This is a genomic window from uncultured Shewanella sp. (genome assembly GCF_947501225.1).
In the GTDB taxonomy this organism is placed as follows: Bacteria; Pseudomonadota; Gammaproteobacteria; order Enterobacterales; family Shewanellaceae; genus Shewanella.
This window is the reverse complement of sequence record NZ_CANMUW010000016.1, coordinates 18364-45156: the sequence shown is the minus strand read 5'-3', so window position 1 is coordinate 45156 and position 26793 is coordinate 18364. Positions and strand designations below refer to the sequence as shown.

Here is a 26793-nt window from a genome sequence, read left to right as displayed (position 1 = left end):
CCTAACCAGAATCTTAGAGTCATTCGCTATAGGTTGCCTTAAATAGTTGCTCACCCTGAACTTTATAACTATTGATCATGCCCTGAGCCTCGGCACCAATCAACCAGTCACTAAGGGCACGGGCACCCTTGTGGTTAAGTTCCGGGTATTTTGCAGGGTTAATCAGCATGATCTGGTATGGGTTAGCTAATGCCTTGCCACCATCAAAGTCGATAGCCATGTCCAGCTTCGCCTTGTACGCCACGAAGGTACCACGATCAGAAAGCGTGTAAGCTTGAAGTTCGTTTGCCATCAACAGGGTTTTACCCATTCCCTGGCCAACAGACTTATAACCAGCAAAAGAGGTGTCGATCTTAGCCTTGTTCCAGATGATCATCTCTTTCATGTTAGTGCCGGAGTTGTCTCCACGAGAGACAAAGGTGGCACCAGATTCGGCTATTTTAGCAAATGCCTCTTCGACTGTCTTACTGCTACGGATCTTAGCCGGGTCATTTTTAGGGCCTAAGATCACAAAATCGTTTTCCATTATGCCACGAGGTAGCAGGCCATAGCCCTCATCGACAAACTTAGCCTCTGCTGCCGGAGCGTGTGTCATGATGACATCAACATCGCCTTGTCGTGCAAGTTTAAGCGCCTTGCCGGTACCGGTTGCAATGACCTGAACCTTGTAACCGCTTTGGGCTTCAAATTTTGGTAGTAAGTTTTTCAACAGACCCGAGTTTTCAGTGCTCGTTGTTGTGGCTAACTTAATAATCTCTTCGGCTTGTGCCGGCATACCTGTGACTAGAGTCGCGGCTAATGCAAAGCTGAGGATAGATTTAAGGTTTAACATTCTTGCTCCTTGGCGATTAAATTATGAAGATTCTTTGCCAAAACCAATCTTCTACATGTTCTGCCAGTCTATTTAGCAAGTTTGATGCCAAAACCTGTCCGCCTGTGCCGAGGTCTCAAATCACTCCGGAGTGTGATCCTTGTCGCAAGGTTTGATTCCTGCATACAGACATTTTGTCCCATAGCACGCATTCTTTGGCTCACAGTGACCTATTTTCTAGACTATGATGCTAGAATCACCATTAAATGAGTCAAAATGTCCTAAAGAAGACAATATGAGCCAAAATAAAAAAGAGTTAAAGCCCCTTCCTTCCGCCGTTTCAGTGCTTATTGTAGATGATGAGCCCGGTATGCGTAGTTTCCTGAAAAAGGCGCTGTCGAAGAAGTTTGCATTAGTCGAGACCGCCTCAAGTGTTGAAGATGCGGAGCAGCTGCGAAGCCGATGTCATTTCGATCTGCTGGTTGTGGATATTCGTCTGCCCGGTCGCTCAGGTATCGAGTGGCATGAAGCGTTAAATGATCAGGAGAGACGCTCAGACATCATCTTCATGACAGGCTATGCCGATATGGACGTTGCCATTAAGGCCCTGAGAGCCGGCGCTTCAGACTTTATTATGAAGCCTTTTCATCTTGAGCAGATGATGAAGGCGGTGGATCGCTGCATAGAGCGTCGTTTGCTCAAGCGTGAAAACCTGATGCTGCGTCGTGAAGTTTCGATCGGTCAGTCCTCTACCATCATAGGCAGCAGCGATGCGATGCAAGAGGTGAAACATGTCATCGAACGTGTTGCACCTACGAATGCGGTGATCTTAATTGAGGGTGAGTCGGGAACCGGCAAGGAGCTGGTTGCGAGGCAGCTTCACCTGCTCAGCGGTCGGCAGGGGCCCTTTGTTCCGGTCAATTGTGGTGCCATCGCTCCGGAACTGCTCGAGAGTGAACTCTTCGGTCATGCAGCCGGCGCCTTTACCGGTGCTAAGGGGAACCGTGAAGGCCTGTTTAGTTTCGCTTCCGGCGGTACTATCTTCCTCGATGAGATAGGCGAGATGCCCCTTAAGATGCAGACCGCGCTGCTTAGGGTACTCGAACAGAGAACGATTCGTCCTGTAGGTAGTGAGAAGGAGACGAATATTGATGTCCGGGTTTTGGCCGCTACGAACCGAAAACTTGCCGAAGAGGTGGAAGAGGGCAACTTCAGGCGGGATCTCTATTATCGCTTAAATGTATTGGATATCGTCATCCCTCCGCTGAGAGAACGTCCAGAGGATGTCGTTGAATTAACGCACCATTTTACCAGACAGCTGGCTTCAGAACTCGGAGTTAAAGAGGTGGTTTGGAGTCATGAAGATATGTTGAAATTACAGCAGCATGAGTGGCCGGGTAATATTCGTGAACTTAGAAATATGATCGAGCGTTGCATCTTATTGGGTAAGCCTCCAGCCGAATATTGGAAGATGCAACCAAAAACAGAGATGCCTAACGAGTCGGGTTATCCGTTAGACTGGGGGCTGAAAGAAGTTGAAAAACATCATGTTACCCAGGTTGTCGATCTGCATAATGGTAACAAGTCTGCTGCTGCCAGAGATCTGGGGGTTTCGCGGAAAACCTTGGACAGGAAGTATAAAGAGTGGTTCGATACCGATAAACAAGAGGAGAGTTAAGGTGTCTTTTTTTCCTCGGATATTTGGTATCAATTGGCAGCAGATGCAGGCTAAGGTTCGCTATCGAATCTTAATCTTAACCCTGCTGCCGATCCTGCTTACCTTAGTCAGTTTAGTGTTTATTACCATCTATTGGAATATCAGCTATACGGGCAAGCAGTTGTTTATGAAGGTTAAGGCTGACCTTACTGTTGCAAACAATACGCTTATCTCGGTGCAGAAAAGCCAGGAGAAGCAGCTGGAACTCGTGATGGAATCGTGGGAGTTTCAGAATGATTTTCGCCTGTTTGACAGTGCCCAGAATAGCTACAGAAAACAGATCGATCATCTGCTGGACTCTAAGAAGGAGGAGCTTAATTTAGACTTCCTGCGACTTGTGAGTGTTTCCGAGGCTGCCGCCGATCCCGATCTTCGGGTTATGCTTCAGAAAGTTAAAGGTAATTCTGCATACTCGGGGTTGATGGTATTAGAACCGAATCGCTTGGCTCTAATCGATCCGGAGATGGTTAAAACCGCAAGCATTCCTCTGGTAGAAACACCCAGATCCCAAAAGCCTACCAAGACAGTAGAGGATAGAGGTCTACTCAGCCGAAGTCTCTTGCCTGTGCCCGATGCTCAGGGGAAGATCGCCTGGTACTTAGATGGCGGCATATTGTTTAACCGGGATATTCGCATCGTCGATCACATCAGAGATCTGGTCTATGACAAAGGGACGCTGCCGGAACGCTCAATTGGTACGGTAACTATCTTTCTCGACAATACGAGGATCAGCACCAACGTTCCCCTGAACTTTTTCCCTAAGGGGGGAGAAGCCGAGGGACGTGCGCTGGGAAGCCTGGTGTCTGAAGAGGTAAAGCAGAAAGTCTTTTCCCAGGGCCTGCTATGGGTCGATAGGGCATTTGTGTTTAATGATTGGTTTATTTCAGCTTATGCGCCCCTGGAAGATGTTAAGGGGAAGCGAATAGGCATGATCTACACAGGCTTCTCTGAATCTCCTTTTATTCATAACTACCTGCTGAATATTATCGAGTTAGGAACCATTCTTATGTTGGTTCTGCTCGTGTCTGGTTTGTTGGTTTATCGCGGAGCTTATAGCCTGCTTCAGCCTATCGAACGTATTCACCATGTGGTTAAGGCGGTTCAATCGGGACGCAATCTGCGTATCGGCTCTCTGGGCCTGGAGCGTGACAATGAGCTATCTAACTTAGCGGAGCAATTCGACCGTATGTTGGATCTGTTACAGCGACGAAATACGCAGATCCAGGCCGCAGCAGAACAGCTTGAGGTGAAGGTTGAAGAGCGTACGCGAAGTCTGCAGGAGAAAACGGTGGAGCTTCAAAATAACGTTGCTCTGCTTAATGAAACCAGACAGCAGTTGGTGACTAACGAAAAGCTTACCGCACTTGGTGAGCTCACGGCTGGTATCGCTCATGAGATCAATAATCCGACAGCGGTTATCCTGGGCAATATGGAGCTGATGAAGTTTGAGCTGGGTGAACAAGCAGGGGTCGTTGAAGAGGAGATAGATCTCGTTATCAAGCAGGTGGGAAGGATCAGTACCATCATTCGAAGCCTGTTACAGTATAGTCGCCCCGGTGAGTTCAATGCGCCGCTGGAGATGCATCAGTTAACACCGATTATCGAAGAGATGTTGGTACTGGTGCGCCACTCGATTCAGGAGCAAGAGGTTGTCTTGCATCAGGAGTTGAATGCCAGTTATCCGATAGAGGTAAATCGTCCCCAGCTATTGCAGGTCTTGATCAATCTGGTGGTTAACGCGGCTCACGCCATGGATGAAGAGGGGAGGATCTGGATCCGTACCTATGACTGGGTGCAAAGAGGTGAACCCATAGGGGTTAAAATTGAAATTGAAGATGAAGGTAAGGGTATACCACAGGAGCAATTGAGTCGTATCTTCGATCCTTTCTATACTACCAGAGCAGATGGTACCGGCTTAGGCTTGTCTCTGAGCTACGGAATTATCAAGCGTATTGGCGGAACCATAGAGGTCAGCTCAACCGTTGGAAAGGGCACACTGTTTACCATAGGCTTGTATCATAAGGCGAAGGAAGATCAAGTTGATACACCATATGAGGGGCTACACTTTAACGGTCACTGAGCCAGTGAGCTCTCCATTGGTGACGAAACCTTGGCTGTGAATAGCGGATATCTGCCAGCTTGATGGAAAAGGTGAAAATCGGGTAAAAAAATGCCGGGAGATAATCCCGGCAAAAAAAGTGTGTGTGAGCAATGTCGTGCTTTGCAAACCCATTCTACTTTACTCTTAAAGTCAGAGAGTGGGTTAAGCAGAGATGAAGTGCTTAACCCGAAATAGAGTAAGTTCCTTGGAACGCACATAAATAGTAATCATTATCATTTGGGTGCGCAAGCCTTTTTCGTTACTTTCGCAAAACTTTTTTCACCATGCTGATTAAGCATTAATAATCAGCTCGTTACGTTGGTAGCTACACCAGTTATCATAAGCTTTGATCATTTATCCAGAGCTCTCTGCCTTGTAACCATGGGCCAAGTTTGACGTGAATGGGAGGCGCCAGGGGGGAGTGTCCACTGAAAACAGATAAAAAAATGCCGGGAATTAATCCCGGCTAAAAAGTGTGTGTGAGCAATGTCGTGCTTTGCAAACCCATACTGCTTTCCTCTTAAAGACGGAGTGAATTAAACAGAGATGAAGTGTTTAACTCTTGAAGAGTGAGTTTCTTGGAACGCATGCAAATAGTAATCATTATCATTTGGGTGTGCAAGTGATTTTTACACTTTTATTTGGACTTTTCACACCGATAAGATCGATTTTTGTAGCCTTATCTTATTATCTTCAACTTTATCAGTCTTTTGGGTCATGTCGATGATCTGATACCTGCTCGCCGTCAGCATGGCTAACATAGATGAGAAGCGGTTGAGAGTCTTGACTTCGATATATTGATAGTTGTTTTCTCTGGCCCAGGATTCCTGTGCCTGCAACAGGCTTTGAGCTAAGCCTAAATTTCTGTACTCAGGAATTACGCCACCCAGCCAGCTATAGAAGGTGGAGCCATCCAACTCATAGCCCAATTTAAAACCAGCCAACTCCCCCTCTACCCTGATGAACATGATGAGTATGGGTTTATGACTGAGTCTTAATCGATACTCCTCTGCGGGGTATGGTTTATCAAACTCAGGGATCTGTTGATTGAGTTCGAGTAAGCAGTTAAGAAGCTCAGGAGTGAGTTTAGTGGCCGTTTCTATCTCTACACTGTACATGGGGCATCGATCTCTCAGTAAAAAGGCAGCAAATGATTTGCTGCCTTCATTGGAATGGGTTTACCTGTCTGGATTATAAGCCGCCTATATTAATATAGAAGATCTGGTCTGGCCAGTTATGTTGGCTAAGTTGTGGGCTCTGAGGCGAAATCAGGCTGATTCGGTAGCTTGACGATTCTTCGCTCCAGCACTTTCAATAAGACGCCATATGCAGGCAGAAACAGACCTAAGCTCACTATCAGTTTAAAGCCGTAGTCGACGCTGGCAATTTCGGGCCAGTGTGTCGCCATGAAGCTGTCATCAGAGGCATAGAAAGCCAGTGAGAAGAAGACCAGAGTATCCACCAGGTTGCCAATGAGTGTCGACGCTGCAGGGGCGACCCACCAGGATTGTGTGTTTCTCAGTTTGGCAAATACGGTGATATCCATCAGCTGACCTATCAGATAGGCAGCGAAGCTGGCGAAGGCGATACGGAAAACAAAGCTATTAAATTCCGAGAGTGCCGAGGCTCCCTGAAAGCTCCCCTGATGGAATAGCACCCCCATCAGGTAAGAGATCAGCAGCGCGGGGATCATGGCCTTCAGGATGATACGTCTGGCAGAGCTCTGCCCGAAGATCCTGACGGTGAGATCGGTGGCGAGGTAGACGAACGGAAAGCTGAAGGCTCCCCAGGTAGTATGAAAACCAAATATCTGAAAAGGTAATTGAACCAAATAGTTGCTTGCGCAAATAATCAGTATATGAAAGCTGACCAGCAGCAGTAGTGCGCGACGAATCTGCGCATTTGTAAGCATTAACATCTTGTAGCCTTTTTAGTTGATTATCCGTTTACACGGTAACGGGGTGAGGGAACCCGTTAAGAAAAGTGGTATTGGCACTATATGAAACACTTAATTTGCCAGTGTCATTCTCGCCTGTTATTGCCCCAGTAGGGGCGGCACATTATAAAGAGGTTTTCGGTCGGAGCAAGGGTAATTGGAGCCTTTCAGTTCAAAAAACAGCAAATAGTTCTAAACTTTGATTAGGTAGACTTAACTTACTGAAGCTGCAAAGACGTGCCCTCGGCCTCGTTAATCAGATAATGGTTACCTCAATGAAGATAATTACGCTCATGGCGTCACTTATTTACCTGTTCCTGATGCCGTTTAGTTTACCGGCAACTCCCGCTCAGCCGAACGAGGGGGGGGAAGTGGTGACTGTTGCAACGGATAGTTGGCTGGGTTATACCAACAGAGACGGAAGCGGCTATTATTTTGATATTCTGAAACGGGTATTTCCTGAGATAGAGTGGCAACTTAAAATCGATATCGTTCCCTTTTCCCGGGTGAGGTATTTAGTCGATAACAACAGGAGCGATATGGCTTTAGGCTTCTATAGCGGAGATACGGCAAAGGCCTTGTATAGTAGTTACCCGGTAGAGGTCGACACCGTAGATGCCGCAATCACTCCTGAGATGGCTGTCCTATGGAAGGGGACCGAGAGTTTGTTTCATAAGAAGGTTCAGGCATTGCTGGCTTATCGCTATGATGAGTTTATCTCTGTTCCTATGTACTACGAGGAGAGCAGTAATCTACTCGAGATGCTTAACAGGGTAAATCGGGGCCAGGTCGATGCGGTGCTGGACTATAAACCTGTGATGCTGACTCTGGTGCCAAAGCTGAGCCAACCCAGGCAGTTCGTGATCGTGGAGAATGTGTTCCGGACGGAGATCTTCTTTGTCTTCTCTGACAATGATAGAGGCGAAAGGCTAAAGCGGCACTTCGATAGTGAGTTAAAAAAACTAATCGACAGTGGTGAGCTCGACAAGCTGTTTCGTCATTACGTGGGGCCCGATGCTAAGAGGCTGGATTCAACCTCAGAGCGGTGATACCTCAACATTGAACATTGGCAGGCATCCCAGGCCCTGTTACGCGAAACGTTAGGAGTGTTCAATATCCCGATCGTCGAAACGCACTTAAAGTTCAGTAAGAATGGAAAGTATCGTTGTTAGCTTGTTTTCCAGCTCAACCCATTCAGCTTCTGGTTCCGAGCCGGAAACAATTCCCGCCCCGGCAAATAAATTAATCCTGCCCGGTTCAATGAGAGCACTGCGAATCGCAACCGCAAACTCGCTCTCATACTTGTTGAAATATCCACATGCACCCGCATACCAGCCTCTGGCATATCCTTCACGCTGACGAATAAAGTTCATTGCAGGCTCTTTGGGTAGGCCACCCACGGCAGGTGTGGGATGGAGTGCCTGTAGTAACTGAAAATCATCGATACCAGGTTTCAGTTCGGCTCTAATTGAACGATGAAGGTGCTGAATATGGCTGAGTTTAAATACACGAGGGGTCTCCTCGGCGCCAACGTAGTTGCTCAAAGGAGTCAGTGCATCAACGATATGCTCTTTTACTAACTGATTTTCATGGCTATTTTTACTATCTTCTAACAGCTGTTGAGCGAGCGCCTTATCCTCTTCCTGGTTGAGTCCGCGGGTCGTCGTACCGGCAAGGGCTTCTGTGAATAGTTCTCGTTGACGGCGTCGGTATAAGCGCTCCGGAGTGCATGAAATAAAGGCACTATCCGGGCTGAACTGGAAGCCGAACTGGAAACTATTTTGATTACGTCCCTGCCAGCAGGCAAGAAGCATCCAGGGATCGACCTCTTCGTCAACCTCAAGTTGGGTCAGACGTGACAGGACCACTTTAGGTGTGTCCTGAATAAATTTATCATGGGTGACCTTATTGACCAGTTCTGTCCAGTGGTACCGATCGGGTCTGTCGCTCCTGCTCAATAAGTTGATCTTGTTTGGAGGAGGCAGTGGCCTGGGAGAGGCTAGTTTAGCCAAGGCTGCTATCGCTTCGGCTCTTTCAGCTTCGGGTTCATTACTTTCGCAATTGAGGTTGACCAGTAACTTATACTCTTCACCGCTACGTCTCAGCTCAATTCTGGGGAGAACAAAGTGGGCGCGGCCAAATTCCGGCCAGCATTCTGTCGTTCTGTCGAAAGCGACACCACCGTAATAGCGAATATCCTGGTTATTGGAGAGGGCTCTCTGTTTCTGATACTCCACAGATAACTGCTGATCATCGACAGCGTCTTCATAGGCAAAGTCTTTGCAGCTCCCGATGGCTGCCACTTCCTCTTCGGTGTCTCTTCCTTTCCAGTAAACTCTTGGGTAGAGCGGTTGAGCGGCTAGCCAGGCGATCGCAGGCATCGCGCAGATAGGTACAGAAACTTGAATGATAGGATCACTGTGTGACTGAAATTTCAGTTGTTTTAGTTTGTCAGTAAGGGATGAGATAGCCTGTGACAGCAGGAAAGCAGTCAATTGAAACTCCAAACAAATATCAGTGAAAATTGAACAGTGGAAACTACCGCAGAGATCCTTGGATATAAGACGCTGTCCAGTTCCTTTATATAATTGGTAATAAGAATCTTTACCACAAAGTAATGTCCAAGCCAAAAACTGTCAAGTTGTTGCGATTCAAGCTGTGAACTTGACCATGAATACGGCAACTCAGTATTAAATTTCCCTCCGCTTATCATCACGTTGGCCGCTACCACCCTGAGTAATTTTGTCCTTTCCACCTGGTGTGATGGACAATTTGTCTACGTTGTGGTGCGGAGGGCTGAGACATAGTCTGAATTTGTCGATCTGCGTTTGTTTTTGACTTTTTATTTCTTGAGGAGAGGGAAAACGATACTGACAATAGCGGCGAATTAGCTCTGGTCAGGATTTGTGAAAAATGAAAGTACAAAAAAAAATAATAAGAATGTCGGCAATTGCACTTGCCATAGGTAGTAGCGGGGCGGCAACGGCTGACGACATAGATAGAGACCCCATCCTTAATGTAAACGAAATTATAGTGGTTCATGGCGAGGGCCCAACCGCAACTCAGGCGTCTACCACTCACTGGAGTATCGACGAGGATGAGATAAAGGCACTTGGCGCTCAAAGTTTAGATCAAGTACTTAAGAGTGTGCCAGGTGTCTATGTTCGAACCGGTGGCCAGGGCACTCCGAGAGTCGATATTCGTGGCTTTAAGACACGGCACGTTACCCTGCTTATCAACGGGGTACCGGCAAACGGTGCCGAGGATGGTCAGTTTGATCCCAGCGTTATCCCAACCAGCCAGATTGCGTCTGTCGAAGTGTCGGTGGGGCCGACATCGGTACTCTATGGTCCCGGCGGTGCGGGTGGCGTGATCAATATTATCACTAAGCAGGGAGAGGGAGCCTCTGGCCTATCCGGCAGATTAGAAGCATCCGCAGAGAACACCTTCAATGGCGATATCAGTGCTGCCAGCTCGGGGGAAAATTGGCAGAGTCTGGTCAGCATCAGTCATCAACAGACCGATGGATTCCCGCTTTCCGATGATTATCCATTTAATGAGATCCAGAGTGATAGTGTCAGGGCTAATTCAGATAAAGAGATCGATAACATCTATGCTCAGGGGAGCTATTGGCTGTCTCAGAGCACTCAGATAACGGCCAATATGAGCCTTCGCTCCGGTGAGTGGGGCAAGCCTTCGCGGGATGGGAGTGGCAGCGGTAGCATAAAGTTTGAGCGGGCAGACGATTATGATGCAAGAACCTTTCAGCTTGGAATGGCGCATAAATTCAATGAGATGTTTACTCTGAGAGGCTTCGGTTACCACAACCAGAGTGATGTGGTTGAGACTCAATATATCGATGATAGTTACACTAAGGTGAAGCAGAGTCAAGATGGACGCTCAAGGGTGCAGGGAGGCAACCTGCAATTCATTACAAACTATGGCCCAGCGGGGATATTGACCGGCTCTTTAATCGCGGAGAATCAGAGTTGGGAGTCCACAACATCTAAGCCTGAGAAAGAAGAGAAATCGGGGCAGAAGAGTCGGGGCATCGATGGCAGCAGTAGTAAAAGCGGCGGTGGAAATGGTAGTGGAAACGGCGGTGGCAATGGAGGCGGTAACGGTGGTGGAACTAGCAGCTTCGATGATTCCGGATGGCTCTACACCTTAGCTGCCGAGTATCAATTCCAGGATGACGGCTACTATGGTTTCACCCTGGGAGGCGCTTTTCATGATCAGGAGCGTGTCAAAGAGTCAGAAAGTGACTACTCGGGCCAGCTTTCCGGTTTCTGGCAGGCGTTTGAGCACACCCGGTTCAATGCCGGTATAGCAAGAAAAGTTCGTTTCCCTTCGATGAAGAATTTGTATTCACAATCTTCCGGTAATGCAGATTTAGTCGCTGAAACCTCGAAGCATTTCGAGCTCGGTGTAGCACAGGAGTTGGGGGCATCGACCGCACTCTCGCTTGCAGGTTATTACACTGATGCCGAGAACTATATTGCTAAGGATATTGCCGGAATCTACCAAAACATGGGGCGCTATCAGTTTAAAGGTGTCGACCTCTCTTTGACTAACCAATCATTCGATGATCTGTCACTGACATTCGCCTATAGCTTTCTGGACACCGAAGACAAAGATGCTTTCGATGGTATGGGGGCTTTAGAGTACCGTCCAAGACATCAACTGCGCCTTCAGGCCGAGTATGAACTGGCATTTGCCATGCGAATCAACATGAACCTCGAGCGGATAATGGGGCAGGTTTACTACGAACAGCAGAAGGTAAATGGCAATAAGGTGTGGACCGATCAGTCATTGGCGGACTATACCCTGCTGGATGTGAACTTAGTTCAACCTGTTCTGGATGACAAGCTTGAGCTTTACATCAGAGCGACAAACCTGCTGGATGAGAACTATTACCAAAGTGATGCCATCCCTCAAGCCGGAAGACAGGTGTTTGTCGGCATCAACTGGCAGCTGTAGTCAGGTGGTTGCAAGCCCGGTGAAACATGGAGTTCACCGGACTTAATGATCTTTTTAAAGAGTGATGCTTTGCTCTTTGTGGCGGGCGGATTTGTAAAGTTTGACTATCCGGCGTTGTTGCTGTGGATGTCGATCTTAGTAATCGTGACAGATAATTTATTTGATAGATGAAGATATGAATTTACTGGAATTAGATGGAGTTAGCTTTCGGTACCATTGCGATTCAGACTTAGTGCTGAATGAGGTGAGCCTGTCGATTCAAGAGGGGGAGTGTCACTGTATCAGTGGCCCTACAGGTTCCGGTAAATCGAGTATTCTCAATCTTATTATGGGTTGCCTCTCCAGACCTTTCGAGGGAGAGCTTCATGTCGCCGAGGATGTGGTTCTCGGCCTGGTGATGCAAGACCCAAATGTACAGTTTATTCGTCAGAGTGTCGGAGCGGAGATCGCCTTCGCATTGGAAAATCTGGCTGTCCCCTACGATCTTATGGTTGGCAGGGTCCAAGGGGCGCTGAGAAGAGTTGGGCTATACGTCAGTTTAGATACACCTATCGAACAGCTGTCTCTCGGCCAGAAATATCGGCTGATGATCGCGGCTCAACTGGTCTATGAGCCGAATGTTATTCTGCTGGACGAACCTTGGGCTCAACTCGATGATACCGGGGTCGAAGAACTCATGTCAGTATTGAGACGACTGAAGGCCGATAATGTCTCCATCGTTTTAGTTGAGCATAACCCCGGGGTTTTCGATGATGTAGTGGACCACTTCTGGCAGTTACAAAATGGCAAGTTATCTCCGGGATGCTTCCAGTGTGCCTCCATTCCCTTTACTCAGGCGGTTTGTGCCCCCATAGGGAGGAGTCTGCTGTCTCTCCAGCCATTTGATTTCTGTTTCGAAGATCAAAGCCCGCTGTTTGTCTGCCATGAACACCTGCAACTGTTTGAGGGCGAGATCGTGACTCTGATAGGTGATAATGGTGCAGGAAAAAGCAGCCTGTTAAAGAGCATCGCCGGGATACAGTCCAAGGTAAAAGGCTTGCCGTTGAAAGTGTTGGGCAAGCAACCCAAACTAGGTGTCTTCGGCGCCGAACTTGGCTTGCTGCTTCAGCGTCCCAACCGTCAGCTGTTTGAAAATACTGTGTTGGAGGAGATGCAATTCAGCCTTAAACGCTTCGGCTTACCCTTGGAAAACGCCGATAGAGTATTAGCTGAGATGGAGATGGAAGATCTCCGCTCTCATTCACCTCATACCTTGTCATACGGTCAACAGCATCTGGTTGCTCTGGCCTCCCTTGCATCGATGAAGCCTAAGATAATGCTTCTCGATGATCCGCTTGCCGGTCTGGATCAGGCATTTTACTGCAGAGTATGGCAGCTTTTGCTGCGGCTCAGTCGTCAAGGTACGGCAATACTGCTGAGTAGCCACAGGTTGATGAGTCATATGCCGGTCACACGCTCATGGCACTTATCCGGCGGTCTCCTGCATGGAGAGCATCTGTCCGGGGCTTGTATAACCGGCATGGATAGTGCCCATGTCGGTTAAGGCTGACTGCGTCGCTTACTTTATCTCCTGGTCGAAGGGGGCTAGGGAGAGTATGGATGCGGGTTAAGGGCAGGAATAGGGCTGGAACAACAGGCAGTGAACGCCTGCAGAGCCATGCAACGCACAAGAGCAGTTATGTTACGGCGGCCTCATTGGTGCTTGTTTTGCTGCTGTCGAGTGCCGCTTTTTTCATTCCGGATAGGCACCTTCCCGGTTTGATCTTGTGTGAAACCCTCTTACTCATCCATGGTCTCTATCGCCGTGGAAAGATAGGCGTACTGGTGCGGGTGTTTTTTGTACAGCTACTTATCACTATGGGGCTCTACTACCTGATCCATGGTCAGGGGCAGCTCGCCCAGGGGGCCATGGCTGTGTTGAGGATCCTGTTGGCATTCATTCCCGGCTGGTGGCTGTCAGTCTGTTGTAGTCCTGAACGAATTGGAGAGGTATTGACCTGGGTTTTACCGGTTAAGTGGGCCTTCGTTATTGCTGCATCGATAAGCTTATTGCCGTTTATGACGCTCGAGCTGCGTGAAATATATCAGATACAGTGTATGCGTGGTGCCCGGATCACTCCCAAGGCACTGAGGGACCCGAGAAATTGGTCTGAATTGATAGGTTGTGTGATTTTTCCTCTTTTAATTCAACTCATTAAGCTTTCAAAGCAGATCGCTGTAGCCGCTCAATTACGATATTTTGGTCGGAGTCGGCGGCCTACTCACTGGAGGTGATTTTCAATTTGAGGATCTCGCTTTATTTAAACCGGTTAAATAACAAGACTATATGAAGAAGAGGGTGTTATGAATAAGGGTTTTAACTTCAGTTTACAAGATGCACTCTTTATCGGCTTCTGTGCCACCCTGCTGGTGGCGTTGAAAAGCATGATGCGACTTAAGTTGGGCATTTCGGGTCACTCGATGTTTCTGATGACATTTTTTTATCTCATCTGCTACGGCGTGGTAGGGCGGGTAGGCTGTATCTCTGCATGTGGAGTGTTGTCCGGCTTCGTTGCGATGATCTTGAGTGTAGGCAAAGGGGGGCCATTAATTCTTATAAAGTTTGCATTGCCGGCTATAGCCATGGATCTGAGTCTGCTGGTTTTGGTTGGTTTGTTTACCCTAAGGATGCGCTGCGTAATCGTCGGTTTGATAGGTTGTTTAGCGTGGGCGGGTAAGGGATGGATAGAAGATCTGTTAGTGGGGATGACAATGCAGGTAGCCCTGGTTCAGTTTGCATTAAGTGTATTAAAGGGCGGGGGATTTACAGTGCTTGCCGCATTGATGGTTCCGCCCGTACTCGAGCGACTAAGAGCGCATGATCTATTGTACAAAGGCAGCACTAAATAGCTGAGTAACTCTTTGCTCTATTGAGTCCGGTCGCTTTGGAAAAGATGTTTATGGTATTGAGAGGCAGTAGGTAAATGAATGATAAACAGCTGAAAACCTGGTTGATCTGTATCGACGATACAGATGATATAGGTACAAAAGGTACGGGAGAGATCGCGCAGGAGATTGCGGAGCTTCTCTGTGAAGGTGAGGGGGAGAGTTGTTCCTTCATCACCCGGCATCAGCTCTATGTTCATCCGGATATCCCATACACCTCCCATAATAGTGCCATGTGTTTTCGTCTGCGGAGTAATAAGCCTCTCGAGTTGATTAAGCGGCTGGCTGTCACACATCTCTCCGGGCAGAGCGCTGCGGCATCGGATCCGGGTCTGGCTATATTGGATTGCGATTCGCAGTTTAGCAGAGCGGCACTCATCCGCTTCGGTTTGGAGGCTAAAGAGCAAGTAAAAACAAAGAGCGAGGCATATGAGCTGGCTCTTTTGCAGGGGATAAGTTTGAGTGAGCATGGTGGCACCGGACAGGGGGTGATTGGAGCGTTAGCCGGCATAGGTTTGAGGCTTTATGGTCAGGATGGTCGAGTGAAGGGCCAGGTAGATCTGGGTCAGGAAGGACATGAGGGCGGTATAGCGCTTACAGTCAAAGAAGCATTAAGGCTTAGTGGGTTGGATTGTGTGGTTAGCCTCGATGGACGTAAGCTGAGGAGTGATGAGGTGCTGCATCTGAGTAATAAGGCTAAGGCCGTATATTGTCAGCACCAGTTTGCACTTCTGGTTTATTGGAATAAGGACCGCTGGTGTAATGCGTTGAAGCGGCACCTGAAGGAGTACTGATAGTGAATGTGAAATTACTGCCCTGGTATGAGTTTGACGGTAAGGCCTTTCGTTTCAGGTTTGGTATTGAAAATTGTGTCGCCTCCAGAGAAGCGGCTCAGGCCTGTGAACGGTTTAGTCCGGATGATGAAGATGAGCAGATCGATGATACGCTTGTCTCCTGTTACAACTGCATGAAGCGTCGCTGGCTTATCGATGGCGTCGAATGTATCCAATTTAAGTAAAGAGATGTTATGAGTTTTAAGTTTTTACTACCTGATAAAAAAGCGTTAACTTAAACCCGGCATGTGCGCTTGCTCAATATTTAGAGCTATTGAATATGAGAAGTGCGTCTTTGCTGTGGTTATTTAATAACTCAAGGCATAGAATACCCTCCCACAACGCCTTTGATTTAAAGCAGAAAATTGTAGTAAGCATGAGGCGTACTAGAATATTTAAGTAGATATGTCCATTTGCTGTTGGTCATCCTGGGGGGGCTTGGATTCATGGCAGATTCGGTAGAATCTAAGGCACTTGTTAAACTTCCGGTTTCCAAGTTGACTGTTGGTATGTTTGTTACCGCCATCGATAGAGAAGGCTTGGTTAAAGTTGCCAATGCCGGACAGATCCGTCATCGCGATGCGATAGATAAGCTGACTAAGAATGGTATTAAGCATGTTTGGATCGATGTTGAGCGTTCGGCAGAACATTGTGGCTTAAAACCTGTTCAACCTCCTAAACCCGTCGTTAAGAAGGCTCAGCCTTCCCGTGAAAAGTCGCAACAAAAGGCTAAGAAGTTGATTGTCGAGGCGAAAGATCTCGTCAAGAAGGTGCTGTCTGAAACCTTCGAAGGCAAGGCTATCGAGGTTGCCCCCTTCGAGGCGCTGGCGGATAACATGATCGAGACGGCCCTGCTCGACGCCGACGCGATGAAGTGTGTGTCGGCATTGAGAACGAAAGACGCCTATCTGCTTGAACACTCGATTAATGTTGCTTTTCTGCTGGTTACCTTTGGTAAATATCTCAAGTTGGAGAAAGATACCCTCCGGCAGCTGGCGGTTGGCGGCATGTTGCATGATATCGGTAAAATTAAGATCGATAATAAGGTACTGCACAAGCCGGGAAGACTCACGCCTGAAGAGTTCGAGCATATCAAGCTGCATCAGGTTTTTGCTATCGATATCATGAGAGAGACCAAAGGTCTTTCGAATATCAGTAAAGATGTGTGCCTGATGCACCATGAGAAACTGGATGGTAATGGTTACCCTGGCGGCTTGAAAGGTGATGAGCTGCCACTTCATGGGCGCATGAGTTGTATTGTCGATATCTTTGATGCGCTCACAGCTACACGTTGCTACAAAGAGGCCATGAGTCCGGCCGCGGCTTTTAAAGTGCTCTTAAGTCTGACCCCTTTTCACCTGGATCAGGCTTTGGTCTATGAGTTTATCCGGTGTGTCGGTGTGTACCCGGTTGGCTCCTTAGTCGAGCTCTCAGATGGCCGGATTGGCATCGTGTGGCAAGCGACGAACAGAGACGCCCTTCATCCTGTTTTGAAGTGTTTCTACTCCATAAAACATAAGCACTACACTGAGGTCGCTATGGTCGATCTGCTAAAATCTGATCTGCATATCGAGCGAGGTGTATCACCCAGCAGTCTGGATGTCGACCCATCTCCCTTCTATTGACCCAGTTGAGCCGGTAACTTCCCCCCTTTACTCTTAAGTTCGGCCTCTTATAGCTGAATATCTCTGCTCATTGAATGAGCTCGCTAAATGGGCTCAGAGTCGATCACTTTGTTATACCGACTGGTATAATAGCGCTTTCGATAATAGTGATGAGCAAGCATCCCAATGAATAGAGTTCTCCCCGTTACGATTATTTTGGTCTCCCTGTTACTGTTGATCCCCGGCGTGAGCCAGCCAATTCTGAGCATCAGCGGCATGATAGAAAAGTCTGAATTGACTCTGGCGGGAGTCGATCACCTGGCCGATAGCTTCAGTGATAACTCTGCCGGTAGCGGAGGGGCCAGAGGGATGATCGCCATGATATCGGATATGCTGGGGTTTAATGAAATAGAAGGTGAAGTCGAAGTTTTTCAGAAGACCCGCAGTATTTGGGGGACGATAGAGGAGCTTTATCTTTCCGGTAATGTAGCGGTTTCAGCTTTGGTTATGCTGTTTAGTATCGTCATTCCCGCCCTGAAGTTATGTTTGATGTTGACTCTGCAGTTTTCGCTGCCTGAAAAGATGGGGGCAGGCGTAGCGCGTGTCATAGAGTTAATCGGGAAGTGGTCGATGGCCGATGTGTTTCTGGTGGCACTCATGGTCAGCTTCATGGCCGGAAATGCGTCGGCGGGTATGGGGCAATTATTGAGAACATCGGCGACCTTAGAAGTTGGCTTCTACTATTTTACGGCTTATTGCATCTTCTCAATACTCAGTAGCTATCTGGTCATGCGCTCTGGTCGTGCGAAAGACCTTACTACAGAGCGGCGCCGCTCTGCAGTGTCTGCTCGATAGTGGTTATTTGAAATACTCTCGGTGACGCAGGTCTGCATATGCCTGCTGATTCGGTTGTTACTAGAGCCCCGTTTTTTCAGGAAGATGATTAAGTCAAATCCGGATCTAAGTTTCTCTATTAATATCCGGTTTTTTTGGCAACCTCCCCTTTGCTCACATTTCCCGGCTGTTCAGCAGAAGTAAAATGAATCTTTATCATGACTGATGGACTAATCAGGTATATCCCTACCATTACATTGAGTGAATGATGAAACGTCGTGATTTTTTAGCCGCCGGAACAGCGGTCATGGCCAGTGCTATGGCGCCTGTGCAACTTTTTGCCGCAACTAAAGAGAAACCTTTTCAGATATTGGCCTTAGTCTTCGATGATTATGAGACCCTGGATCTACATGGCCCGGTTGAGATGTTGGGGCATATGAAAAATGTTCAAATTAAACTTGTTGGGGATAAGAGTATTATCCGGAGTTACCAGGGACCGAAGGTGGTCACCGATATCTCGACGTTGAAGGTGACTCCATGCGACCTCTTTATCGTTCCCGGAGGACTGGGTACCCGTAAGCTAGTCGAAGATGAGGAGTTGATGCTCTGGCTTAGAAAGCAGGCTGAGGTGTCGGGTAAGGTGTTCTCAATCTGCACCGGCTCTGCCTTGTTGGCTAAAGCGGGCATATTGAATGGTGTCAGTGCCACAACCAATAAGATGGCCTACCAGTGGGTAACAGGGCTGGCCGAGCAGGTAAATTGGCAACCGAGCGCTCGTTGGGTTGATGATGGCAAGTATCTGACATCCTCCGGCGTATCGGCGGGGACGGATGCGGCGCTCTTCTATATCAAACAGCTCAGGGGTGAGAGTGAGGCCAGAAGAATCGAGACATTGACCGAATATCATTGGAACAGTGATGCTAAAAATGACCCCTTTGCCGTGGCTTAGTTGATCTAGCTATTTGTTAGTAAAAACGAATATTTGGGTTAACTTTATTTATCGATAAATAATAACCACTTCTTTGAACCTATCTCTGATAAACAAGGAGGCAGAATGAAGCAGTGGTTAATCATCATATGTTGTGCAGTTTTTGTGGCTGCCTCCCTGCTTACCGACGGACTCGTTCGTGCCTTGATCGATCTTGCAGCCTTTGCTTGTCTGCTCTGGATTGTACTGGGAGTTAAGTCTGAGCCGTTGAAGCCATAGTCTCTGCTCAGATCATGTTATAGATAGAGAATGTAAAGCAGCGAGCTGGTTCCTATCGATAACCATAACAGCACGCCCAAGAGCAGGGGCTTAGCGCCTGCTGTACGCATCTTTCTCACCGTGATCCCCGCGCCAATCAGGAACAGGCAGAGCACGAGTACGCGCTTGGAGATCTCAAACAGCACCTCATAGGCAGGCTGACCCAGGGGGAAGTAGTGGGCGATGGCAATTGCCAGGCAGTAGAAGCCGATAAAGTAGGGAATGGTAATGCGCTTCCTGTCGCCGCCAAAGAGTATGGCACTGAGCAGGGCTATGGGAATGATCCACAACGCCCGAGCCAACTTAATGGTCGTTGCCGTAGTCAGAGCTTCTTCACCGTAGGCTGATGCAGCGCCAACCACTGAGGAGGTATCATGAATCGCGATGGCGCTCCAGACACCGAACTCATATTGGCTCATCGAAAACAGGTGCCCCAGGGCCGGGAACAGGAAGAGTGCCAAAGAGTTGAGGATAAAAACGGTTGCGAGCGCGATGGCCGACTGTTCACTCCTGGCATTGATTGCCGGTGCGACGGCGGCGATAGCGCTTCCACCGCAGATAGCTGTACCCGCAGAGATAAGATGCCCTGTCTTGGTGTCGAACCTGAGTGCTTTTGTCAGCATAAAGCCTAAGAGCAGGGTGAAGATGATTGAGCCAAGGATCAATGGCAGGTTCTGCAGGCTTGCCGATATGGCGGTTTGCAGTTGAATTCCGAAACCCAGACCGATAATTGAGTAGGAGAGCAGGCGTTTAGTTATCTTGCCCAGATCGAGTTCATTGGGGATCAGGCCCAGGCTTGCCAGGGTAAAACCTAATACCAGGGCTATGGGGGATGAGATCACCGGAAGCAGACACAGGACGGCAATGAGAAAAAAGGGAAGGTGGCGCTTTACGGTCTGAAGAGATATGTTGCCGGGTTTCATCGAAAATAATAGCTTGGGAGTTAGCTGGAAATTATAGCCAGACAGGCGTTTTCAATAAATTCAATTTATTTTAGTTATAGATTAAATAAAATTTATTCTTCGAGTAGCCTGATCATTCAAACCAGTCCTCTGATTCCGAATCAGCAGCGAAATCAGAGGACGTATTCCTCATTACCTCATAGTAACGAACTCTTCGGCGCCCGTCGGATGGATAGCGACGACGGCGTCGAACTGAGCTTTGGTGGCGCCCATCTTCATTGCGACACCGAAGCCCTGCAGGATCTCATCCATGCCGAAACCTATTCCGTGTATACCCACCACCTTCTCATCGGGGCCGGCGCAGACCAGTTTCATCTTGCACGCCTGACGATGAGCGGTGACGGCCGTATACATAGAGGTGAAGCCCGAGTTGTAACACTTAACCTGATCTGCGCCATATTGGGCGATGGCCTCAGGTTCAGTGAGCCCCATGGTGCCTATGGCCGGGTGGCTGAAGACAACGGTAGGGATCAGGCTGTAATCCATTTTTGCATCTGCCATGCCGTTGAACAGGCGTTCGGAGAGTAGTCGACCCGCCTTGACGGCTACCGGAGTCAGCTCTACGCCGCCCTCGATGATATCTCCCACACAGTAGATGCCCGGGTTGGTGGTGTTCTGCTGCTCATCGACAACCACGTAACCTTTGTCATTTAACTTAACTCGGGTATTTTCCAGGCCGATATTTCCGGTAGAGGGTTTGCGGCCTATTGCCCAGATAAGGGTATCAACCTCAAAACTCTCGCCGTTTTCAAGCTTCAGGGTAAGTGTGCCGTCGCTATTTTTGATGACCGATTCTGGAATACTGTTGGTGTGCAGCGTAGGCCCGTCTGTCGCCATAGACTCCATCAGTGCTTCACTCAGCATAGGATCGAAACTACGCAGCGGTGCATGCTTACGCACAAACAGATGGGTCTCACTGCCCAGAGAGTGCAGCACGCCGGCGAGCTCGACTGCGATATAACCGGCGCCAATGACAGCTACACGTTTAGGCTGTTCGCGTAAATCGAAGAAGCCATCTGAATCGATGCCATGTTCGGCACCGGGAATATTCGGGATACTCGGCGAGCCTCCTGTGGCGATCAGGATATGGTCGGCGGTGTACTCCTCTCCGTTGACCTCTATGGTGCGCTCGTTGACGAAGCGGCCGTAACCGCGTACTAAGGTGACCTTGTTGTTTTCAAGGCCTCGGTCGTATGAGCCATGAATTCGCTCGATATAGGCATCGCGGCTCGCAACTAAAGTGTTCCAGTCAAACTTGTTGACCGTGACATCGAAGCCATAATCTTTAGCGTATAGATGTAAGGCTTCTGCAACCTGGGCGCCATACCACATCACCTTCTTTGGTACGCAGCCTACGTTGACACAGGTGCCGCCGAGCGCCTTAGCTTCGATGAGTAGTACCTTAGCGCCACGCATGGCTGCGCGGTTTGCCGATGCGATACCACCACTACCTGCGCCAAGACAGATATAGTCAAAATGTTGGGCCATCTATTATCTCCAAAGAGTATGTGCAAAAAGTTGCTATGTAAGGCAAGCAGCCATTGTAGGGGGAAATCATGCCTCAGTACAGAAGGCCAGTATCATATTTCAAGCTCACTCCTGTCTATTATCAGCGGCGATGTTGGCATCTGTCATAGTCTTTCTGTTTCGGACCTTCGGCGCCACATTTCATGCAGTTCCACTCTTTGTTCCTGATCGCTAACTCCTTTTTATGGTAACTGTTAGATGACTTATTTCCGGTAGATGTGAGACTCTTCTCCAGCTTGTTCATTCTGTTGTTGAGCCAGCGGCAGCTGGGATCGTTGGCTATATGTGCTCTGCCGGCAAGTTGCTGCTTGTGGGGGAGTTTCTTTGTATGGGGTTTTCTTTTTTTGGGCTGAGCCGGAGAAGAGGCTCGATTGGTTTCTTTGACTACTGGGGAGCTGAACTCCAAGGCACTTCGGTTATCTGTTGGGAAAGATATGGGGTTACCTTTGTTATCTAAAACAACCCCTAAGGGGAGGGGGGCTTTGTTGTCTGCTCGGCTACAGGGAGTTGGCACGAACAGAAGGATTGCCAGGGCGAAGGTAGTGGCGGGTTTAATGAGCCGGGCATATTCTGTTAAGAGTGACATTCCCTGTTCCTCTTGAAGGTGTGAGTTACAAAAGTTTTTGCCAAAGACACTCCCTGTCTTTGGTTTAGATAAATCTAGTCCAGGTTCTTACTTTTTACAAAGTGCTCAGCCTCCATAGCCTGAGCACTCACTCTTTTAACTTTAGAAATTCCAGGTCAGGTGGATGCCGGCATAGGTCTGATCTAAGCTGCCTTCGATGCCATCGGCCTTAGCTTCAGCCTTGATATCCTCCTGGGCTATGGTGTGGCTGACGTGGCCAGATAGCGTGATCTGCTCATTCACCAGATATTCAGCTTCTACACCGAACTGGAAATGGTTCGGCCCATCATGATCTTCGGTTGCGTATTGAAAATCGAATGCTTGAGTGACATAGGGGGTCACGGTGAAGTTTTCCAGTAGCTCCCAGCTGCTGTGCAGGCTGGCTTCGACAAAGTAACCACCGGCTTCTGTCGCATAGGTATAGGCGATAGATGGTGTCAGCCATTCGATGCCGCTGTAAGTAAGGGAGCTGAAGAACTCATTGTCATGGGCACGTTCATCACCGTAAAACTCGAGTCTTTGATAGCCAACCGTTGCTTCCACAGTGTCGGAGAGAGGAATAGCGTATTCGAGACCAAAGTTCCACTCGGTATAATCCTGATCATCTGCGCGACCAAGTGTGGCATAGAGGTTTAAGTTGCCATGTTGTACCGCAGCAGTCCCCCAGAATATTCCGCCTTTATCCAGGTTATTACGTCCTTCAGAGACATACTTAGAGTCCCAACCCAGATCGAGCAGGTATCCGGTCTCTACCGTTTCATTCGCCGGCAGAACATTTCTGCTATGTGAGTCATCAATATTCGTACTGGTCTCCGCATAGGCAGAAGAGGAGGCAATGATCAGGCTGGTCAGAAGTGATAACTTAGTTTTATTGTTCATATACGGCTCGGATTCAGGCGAAATGGTGATAATGTGATTAACTACTTAGGAATAGTAATGCTATTGTCAAGAATGTAAATGAGAACGCTTCCCATTTGGGATGAGGCTCTCAAGAGTTGGAATGTAAATGATTCCCATAGGTTTTTCTTGTTCTAGATCAATTTATTCTAAGTTATGCCTTGATAGGCGTAATGAGACGAAATGTCTGGCTACAGATAGTTCTTGAATATTCCCCGATTAGCCCATATCTAATCTTTAGACCATTATCTAGAGCATAGATTATCTCTATGCTGAGGAATCAATATGAGCAACCCTTTGCTTACCAGCGCAGTGTTACCCCCTTTTTCCAAGATCAAGCCAGAACATATTCAAGAAGCCGTTGAGCAGGGTATTGCCAATTGCCGCAGTCAGATAGAGAAGGTGCTTGCCCAGCCAGCCCCCTTCACCTGGGATAATCTTATCGCTCCCCTCGAAGAGGCCGATGATCGGCTGAGTAAGATCTGGTCCCCTATCTCCCATATGAACTCAGTGGTCAGCAGTGAAGAGTGGCGTCAGGCGCACGATGCCTGCCTGCCTCTGCTTTCAGAGTACGGTACTTTCGTTGGGCAGCATCAGCCGCTCTATCAAGCTTATAAATCCATAAAGGCATCTGCAGAGTTTGAGCATCTGACTCAAGCGCAGAAGATGGTGATCGACCATAGTTTACGTGACTTCGAGCTTTCAGGAATCGGACTCAATGATACTGACAAGCAGCGTTACGGTGAGTTGGTTAAACGCATGTCAGAGTTGACCAGCGGTTTCTCGAATCAACTTCTGGATGCGACGCAGGCGTGGACTAAGTTGCTTACAGAGGAGAAGGATCTCGCAGGTTTACCCGAGTCTGCAGTTGCTGCGGCTAAAGCCATGGCAGAAGCTAAAGATCAACAGGGCTGGCTATTCACCTTGGACTTCCCTTCATACCTGCCGGTGATGACCTATAGTGAAAATCGTGAGTTGAGAGAGGAGTGCTATCGTGCATTTGTGACGCGGGCTTCCGACCAAGGACCATTTGCCGGTGAGTTTGATAACGGGCCCCTGATGGATGAGATTGTGGCACTGCGCCATGAGTTGGCGCAGCTGTTAGGGTTCGATAGCTATGCCCACAAGTCTTTGGCGACCAAGATGGCAGAGACTCCCGAGCAGGTATTAGAGTTTCTCAATGAGCTGGCCTCCCGCTCTAAAAAGCAGGGAGAAACAGAGCTGGCCGAACTGACCGAGTTTGCAGAGCAGGAGTTTGGGGCGACAGATCTGCAGCCCTGGGATCTCAGCTTCTATGCTGAGAAGCTAAAGCATCACAGATATGAGATCTCCCAAGAGCTGCTTCGTCCCTATTTTCCTGAAGATAAGGTGCTGTCCGGGCTTTTCTATACGGTGAATCGCCTGTTTGGCTTGAAGATCACCGAGCAGAAGGAGTTCGACTCCTGGCATAAAGATGTTCGCTTCTTCAGCATAGAAGACAGCGAAGGCAAGCACAGAGGTAGCTTCTACTTCGACCTGTATGCCCGTGAGGGTAAGCGCGGTGGTGCCTGGATGGATGATTGCCGCGTGCGCAGGCAAACAGCTGCGGGGATGCAAGATCCGGTGGCTTACCTTACCTGTAATTTCAATGCGCCTGTGGATGGTAAGCCCGCCCTGTTTACCCATGATGAGGTGACAACCCTGTTCCATGAGTTTGGTCATGGCATCCATCATATGTTGACCAAGATCGATGTCGCCGGGGTATCGGGCATTAACGGGGTTCCATGGGATGCGGTAGAGCTGCCGAGCCAGTTCATGGAAAACTGGTGTTTCGAAGAGGAGGCGTTGGCCGAGATCTCCGGACATTTTGAAACCGGTGAGCCATTGCCGAAGGCTATGCTGGATAAGATGTTGGCGGCGAAGAATTTCCAATCGGGCATGGGAATGCTGCGCCAGTTGGAGTTTTCACTATTCGATTTCAGATTGCATCTGGAGTATAGCTCTGAAGAGGGGGCGAATATTCAGGCCAAGCTGGATGAAGTACGTAGCCAGGTGGCTGTGATCAAGGCCGCCGACTTTAACCGTTTCCAGCATAGCTTTGCCCATATCTTTGCCGGTGGGTATGCTGCCGGTTACTACAGCTACAAGTGGGCAGAAGTCTTGTCAGCAGATGCTTTCTCGCGATTCGAGGAGGAGGGGATTTTTAACAGCGAAACAGGCCGTAGCTTCCTCAATAACATCTTAGAGATGGGAGGGAGCGAAGAGCCGATGGAGCTGTTTAAGCGCTTCCGTGGACGTGAGCCTCGCATCGATGCACTGCTTCGTCACTCGGGCATTAACGGATAACTCTATGTCGTAAAAAGATGCCAATTGGTTCTGCCAATTGGCATCTTTGTAATATCCAGACTTACTTTACTATCTCTAAAACATATTGTTTTTGAGAGTGTACCCCGACGGTACGACCATCCTCCCGAACTGACTCCGACCATGAATCCAGGCCGCCGATAGTGATTCTCTCTCCCGGTTCAGCCCTGACCTGGCTCACTATTTGATTACTGGAGACTAACTCCTCTCCTGTCATATTATCGACTCTCACAGAGGTGATCTTCGCGTCAATATGGAACAGGTTATCGCCAAGATTTTGAATATTAATCTCATACTGCTCACTATTAAAGTGTAACTCCTTTTCAGGTAAGGCTCCGTACACCTTTATCGTCGTCAGCGAGTCAGAGTCTTCGATTGTGATCATACCTGGTCGGGGAGCATTGGCACACGCACTCATGGCTACAGATAGCGTGGCGAATGAGATTGAAAACATAAGGGACAAAAAAATAGACTTCACAAAAAATTTCCGGCTTTAGTCGTTCATTCAAGCCAGAGATACTAAAGAATAGGGGAGAGTCAGGGCAAGTCACAGTTTGTCCCGATATGTATATGAGAGTGCTATCGATAGAGCCGTGGTTGCAGTGAGTATGAGTCGGGATTTCAGGATAAAGCTAAGGGGTAACCATCTCATTTGAGAGAAACTTGTCATCTGGTATGACCTCTGTTAGCCTTTCGCGTTCATTCTCAGGGACTAATATTGATGAACCTCTATTTCAGACTGTTTTGGCTATTTTTCTGGCGGATCCGTCACTGTAACTCAATCGATTTTCTGGGTACCAGCCGTATCAGCTATCGTGCAATGCCACTGGACTGTGATATTAACTGCCATGTGACCAACTCTCGCTATCCGGCACTTATGGACTTGGCTCGTACATATATGTTGGCCGAAATGGGGCTCCTTAAGCGCTTTTTGAAACTTAAGTGGTTACCTATCGTCAATGCAGCCGAGTTCACCTATATCAGAGATATCAAGCCGCTTACTAAGTTTGAAATCGAATCCAGGCTGGTTGGTTGGGACGATAAATATTTCTACATAGAACAACGCTTTGTTAGCGAAAACATCCTTCACTGCATAGTACATGTGCGAGGTGTCTTTGTTTGTAAGGGGAAGCAGGTACCGATAGATACCATGGTAAAGGAGGTTAACTTCGAGGGACCCACTCCCGAGTTGCCACCGGAAGTGGTTAAATGGAAGCAGTTCTTGCAGCTAAAGAAAGAGCGTAATATTTAGAAGATTCTAGGTTATGAAATCCAGAGCCTTTTAAAAGTTATGATTATTAATAAGATGGTTAATGATAGCTGTTTAAACTTGCATATGTGAATTTTAACAGGGTTAAATAGCATAGACTCTTTCCTTGTGAACATCACAAAATAACAAACATAGAGAGTTATATCTAAAATTGAGCTACTGCTTCTTTATAAATAGAATAA

General features: G+C 48.2%; 24 protein-coding genes. 15 read left to right on the top strand and 9 right to left on the bottom strand.

Annotated elements, in window-relative coordinates; all coding sequences use genetic code 11:
- Positions 1-19: 19 nt before the first annotated feature.
- Entirely contained in the window at positions 20-832 is an 813-nt protein-coding gene (locus Q1B47_RS18210) for a substrate-binding domain-containing protein (protein ID WP_299796870.1), read from the bottom strand.
- Positions 833-1058: 226 nt separating this feature from the next.
- On the opposite strand from Q1B47_RS18210, the gene Q1B47_RS18205 reads away from it, so the two are divergent.
- Positions 1059-2489: a sigma-54 dependent transcriptional regulator gene (locus tag Q1B47_RS18205; protein ID WP_299796867.1), complete on the top strand. Its 1431-nt coding sequence runs from the start codon at positions 1059-1061 to the stop codon at positions 2487-2489.
- A 1-nt stretch (position 2490) separates the two neighbouring features.
- Positions 2491-4608: an ATP-binding protein gene (locus Q1B47_RS18200; RefSeq protein ID WP_299796864.1), complete on the top strand. Its 2118-nt coding sequence runs from the start codon at positions 2491-2493 to the stop codon at positions 4606-4608.
- Positions 4609-5279: 671 nt separating this feature from the next.
- Here Q1B47_RS18200 and Q1B47_RS18195 read toward each other — a convergent pair.
- Both Q1B47_RS18195 and Q1B47_RS18190 read right to left on the bottom strand, forming a co-directional pair.
- Positions 5280-5747, bottom strand: a complete 468-nt coding sequence (locus Q1B47_RS18195) for a GNAT family N-acetyltransferase (protein WP_299796861.1) — start codon at positions 5745-5747, stop codon at positions 5280-5282.
- Positions 5748-5872: 125 nt separating this feature from the next.
- The gene (locus tag Q1B47_RS18190; protein WP_299796858.1) at positions 5873-6547 is read right to left on the bottom strand and encodes a 7-cyano-7-deazaguanine/7-aminomethyl-7-deazaguanine transporter; all 675 of its coding nucleotides are present in this window, start codon (positions 6545-6547) and stop codon (positions 5873-5875) included.
- Positions 6548-6840: 293 nt separating this feature from the next.
- Between Q1B47_RS18190 and Q1B47_RS18185 the strand changes: the two genes are divergently transcribed.
- Positions 6841-7614, top strand: coding sequence for a transporter substrate-binding domain-containing protein (locus Q1B47_RS18185; RefSeq protein WP_299796855.1), 774 nt, complete (start codon positions 6841-6843; stop codon positions 7612-7614).
- A gap of 87 nt (positions 7615-7701) precedes the next feature.
- On the opposite strand, the gene Q1B47_RS18180 is transcribed toward Q1B47_RS18185, so the two are convergent.
- Entirely contained in the window at positions 7702-9060 is a 1359-nt protein-coding gene (locus Q1B47_RS18180; RefSeq protein ID WP_299796852.1) for an isochorismate synthase, read from the bottom strand.
- Between the two features lie 418 nt (positions 9061-9478).
- On the opposite strand from Q1B47_RS18180, the gene Q1B47_RS18175 reads away from it, so the two are divergent.
- The 10 genes from Q1B47_RS18175 to Q1B47_RS18130 all read left to right on the top strand — a co-directional run bounded on the left by Q1B47_RS18175 (position 9479) and on the right by Q1B47_RS18130 (position 18948).
- Entirely contained in the window at positions 9479-11545 is a 2067-nt protein-coding gene (locus Q1B47_RS18175) for a TonB-dependent receptor (RefSeq protein ID WP_299796849.1), read from the top strand.
- Between the two features lie 175 nt (positions 11546-11720).
- A complete protein-coding gene (locus Q1B47_RS18170) occupies positions 11721-13088 on the top strand; it encodes an ATP-binding cassette domain-containing protein (RefSeq protein WP_299796845.1) in 1368 nt (455 codons plus the stop codon).
- Between the two features lie 56 nt (positions 13089-13144).
- The gene (locus tag Q1B47_RS18165; protein ID WP_299796842.1) at positions 13145-13819 is read left to right on the top strand and encodes an energy-coupling factor transporter transmembrane component T; all 675 of its coding nucleotides are present in this window, start codon (positions 13145-13147) and stop codon (positions 13817-13819) included.
- A gap of 69 nt (positions 13820-13888) precedes the next feature.
- Positions 13889-14434 (top strand): core component of ECF transporter, encoded by a 546-nt coding sequence (locus tag Q1B47_RS18160; protein WP_299796840.1) that lies wholly within the window; start codon positions 13889-13891, stop codon positions 14432-14434.
- Positions 14435-14523: 89 nt separating this feature from the next.
- A complete protein-coding gene (locus tag Q1B47_RS18155; protein ID WP_299796999.1) occupies positions 14524-15264 on the top strand; it encodes a DNA-binding protein in 741 nt (246 codons plus the stop codon).
- Between the two features lie 2 nt (positions 15265-15266).
- Positions 15267-15488, top strand: coding sequence for a hypothetical protein (locus Q1B47_RS18150; protein WP_299796837.1), 222 nt, complete (start codon positions 15267-15269; stop codon positions 15486-15488).
- 261 nt (positions 15489-15749) lie between these two features.
- Positions 15750-16928 (top strand): HD-GYP domain-containing protein, encoded by a 1179-nt coding sequence (locus Q1B47_RS18145; RefSeq protein WP_299796835.1) that lies wholly within the window; start codon positions 15750-15752, stop codon positions 16926-16928.
- 165 nt (positions 16929-17093) lie between these two features.
- Positions 17094-17762 carry a paraquat-inducible protein A gene (locus Q1B47_RS18140; protein ID WP_299796832.1) on the top strand — a complete coding sequence of 223 codons (669 nt, stop codon included), beginning with the start codon at positions 17094-17096 and terminating at the stop codon, positions 17760-17762.
- Between the two features lie 247 nt (positions 17763-18009).
- Entirely contained in the window at positions 18010-18690 is a 681-nt protein-coding gene (locus Q1B47_RS18135; protein ID WP_299796828.1) for a DJ-1/PfpI family protein, read from the top strand.
- A 105-nt stretch (positions 18691-18795) separates the two neighbouring features.
- On the top strand, positions 18796-18948 hold the full coding sequence (locus tag Q1B47_RS18130; RefSeq protein WP_299796824.1) for a hypothetical protein: 153 nt from the start codon (positions 18796-18798) through the stop codon (positions 18946-18948).
- 17 nt (positions 18949-18965) lie between these two features.
- On the opposite strand, the gene Q1B47_RS18125 is transcribed toward Q1B47_RS18130, so the two are convergent.
- The 4 genes from Q1B47_RS18125 to Q1B47_RS18110 form a co-directional block, all read right to left on the bottom strand.
- A complete protein-coding gene (locus Q1B47_RS18125) occupies positions 18966-19910 on the bottom strand; it encodes a putative sulfate exporter family transporter (protein WP_299796821.1) in 945 nt (314 codons plus the stop codon).
- A 171-nt stretch (positions 19911-20081) separates the two neighbouring features.
- A complete protein-coding gene (gene gorA, locus Q1B47_RS18120) occupies positions 20082-21437 on the bottom strand; it encodes a glutathione-disulfide reductase (RefSeq protein ID WP_299796818.1) in 1356 nt (451 codons plus the stop codon).
- Positions 21438-21558: 121 nt separating this feature from the next.
- Positions 21559-22062, bottom strand: coding sequence for a hypothetical protein (locus tag Q1B47_RS18115; protein WP_299796815.1), 504 nt, complete (start codon positions 22060-22062; stop codon positions 21559-21561).
- A 141-nt stretch (positions 22063-22203) separates the two neighbouring features.
- Positions 22204-22980, bottom strand: a complete 777-nt coding sequence (locus tag Q1B47_RS18110; RefSeq protein ID WP_299796812.1) for a hypothetical protein — start codon at positions 22978-22980, stop codon at positions 22204-22206.
- Between the two features lie 303 nt (positions 22981-23283).
- Between Q1B47_RS18110 and prlC the strand changes: the two genes are divergently transcribed.
- Positions 23284-25323, top strand: coding sequence for an oligopeptidase A (gene prlC / locus Q1B47_RS18105; protein ID WP_299796809.1), 2040 nt, complete (start codon positions 23284-23286; stop codon positions 25321-25323).
- A 61-nt stretch (positions 25324-25384) separates the two neighbouring features.
- Here prlC and Q1B47_RS18100 read toward each other — a convergent pair whose 3' ends face one another.
- Positions 25385-25819 carry a hypothetical protein gene (locus Q1B47_RS18100; RefSeq protein ID WP_299796806.1) on the bottom strand — a complete coding sequence of 145 codons (435 nt, stop codon included), beginning with the start codon at positions 25817-25819 and terminating at the stop codon, positions 25385-25387.
- A 243-nt stretch (positions 25820-26062) separates the two neighbouring features.
- Here Q1B47_RS18100 and Q1B47_RS18095 point away from each other — a divergent pair, with 243 nt between their 5' ends.
- Complete coding sequence (locus tag Q1B47_RS18095) at positions 26063-26593, top strand: thioesterase family protein (RefSeq protein WP_299796997.1); 531 nt, start codon at positions 26063-26065, stop codon at positions 26591-26593.
- Positions 26594-26793 lie beyond the last annotated feature (200 nt).

Excerpts from the sequence above, each read along its gene's own strand:
- Q1B47_RS18140 (WP_299796832.1), top strand. The coding sequence starts at position 17,094 with ATGAATAGAGTTCTCCCCGTTACGATTATTTTGGTCTCCCTGTTACTG.
- Q1B47_RS18160 (WP_299796840.1), top strand. The coding sequence starts at position 13,889 with ATGAATAAGGGTTTTAACTTCAGTTTACAAGATGCACTCTTTATCGGC.
- Q1B47_RS18190 (WP_299796858.1), bottom strand. The coding sequence starts at position 6,547 with ATGTTAATGCTTACAAATGCGCAGATTCGTCGCGCACTACTGCTGCTG.
- Q1B47_RS18130 (WP_299796824.1), top strand. The coding sequence starts at position 18,796 with ATGAAGCAGTGGTTAATCATCATATGTTGTGCAGTTTTTGTGGCTGCC.
- Q1B47_RS18185 (WP_299796855.1), top strand. The coding sequence starts at position 6,841 with ATGAAGATAATTACGCTCATGGCGTCACTTATTTACCTGTTCCTGATG.
- Q1B47_RS18135 (WP_299796828.1), top strand. The coding sequence starts at position 18,010 with ATGAAACGTCGTGATTTTTTAGCCGCCGGAACAGCGGTCATGGCCAGT.
- gorA (WP_299796818.1), bottom strand. The coding sequence starts at position 21,437 with ATGGCCCAACATTTTGACTATATCTGTCTTGGCGCAGGTAGTGGTGGT.
- Q1B47_RS18205 (WP_299796867.1), top strand. The coding sequence starts at position 1,059 with ATGCTAGAATCACCATTAAATGAGTCAAAATGTCCTAAAGAAGACAAT.
- Q1B47_RS18145 (WP_299796835.1), top strand. The coding sequence starts at position 15,750 with ATGGCAGATTCGGTAGAATCTAAGGCACTTGTTAAACTTCCGGTTTCC.
- Q1B47_RS18110 (WP_299796812.1), bottom strand. The coding sequence starts at position 22,980 with ATGAACAATAAAACTAAGTTATCACTTCTGACCAGCCTGATCATTGCC.
- Q1B47_RS18165 (WP_299796842.1), top strand. The coding sequence starts at position 13,145 with ATGCGGGTTAAGGGCAGGAATAGGGCTGGAACAACAGGCAGTGAACGC.
- Q1B47_RS18175 (WP_299796849.1), top strand. The coding sequence starts at position 9,479 with ATGAAAGTACAAAAAAAAATAATAAGAATGTCGGCAATTGCACTTGCC.
- Q1B47_RS18170 (WP_299796845.1), top strand. The coding sequence starts at position 11,721 with ATGAATTTACTGGAATTAGATGGAGTTAGCTTTCGGTACCATTGCGAT.
- Q1B47_RS18195 (WP_299796861.1), bottom strand. The coding sequence starts at position 5,747 with ATGTACAGTGTAGAGATAGAAACGGCCACTAAACTCACTCCTGAGCTT.
- Q1B47_RS18115 (WP_299796815.1), bottom strand. The coding sequence starts at position 22,062 with ATGTCACTCTTAACAGAATATGCCCGGCTCATTAAACCCGCCACTACC.
- Q1B47_RS18210 (WP_299796870.1), bottom strand. The coding sequence starts at position 832 with ATGTTAAACCTTAAATCTATCCTCAGCTTTGCATTAGCCGCGACTCTA.
- prlC (WP_299796809.1), top strand. The coding sequence starts at position 23,284 with ATGAGCAACCCTTTGCTTACCAGCGCAGTGTTACCCCCTTTTTCCAAG.
- Q1B47_RS18095 (WP_299796997.1), top strand. The coding sequence starts at position 26,063 with ATGAACCTCTATTTCAGACTGTTTTGGCTATTTTTCTGGCGGATCCGT.
- Q1B47_RS18125 (WP_299796821.1), bottom strand. The coding sequence starts at position 19,910 with ATGAAACCCGGCAACATATCTCTTCAGACCGTAAAGCGCCACCTTCCC.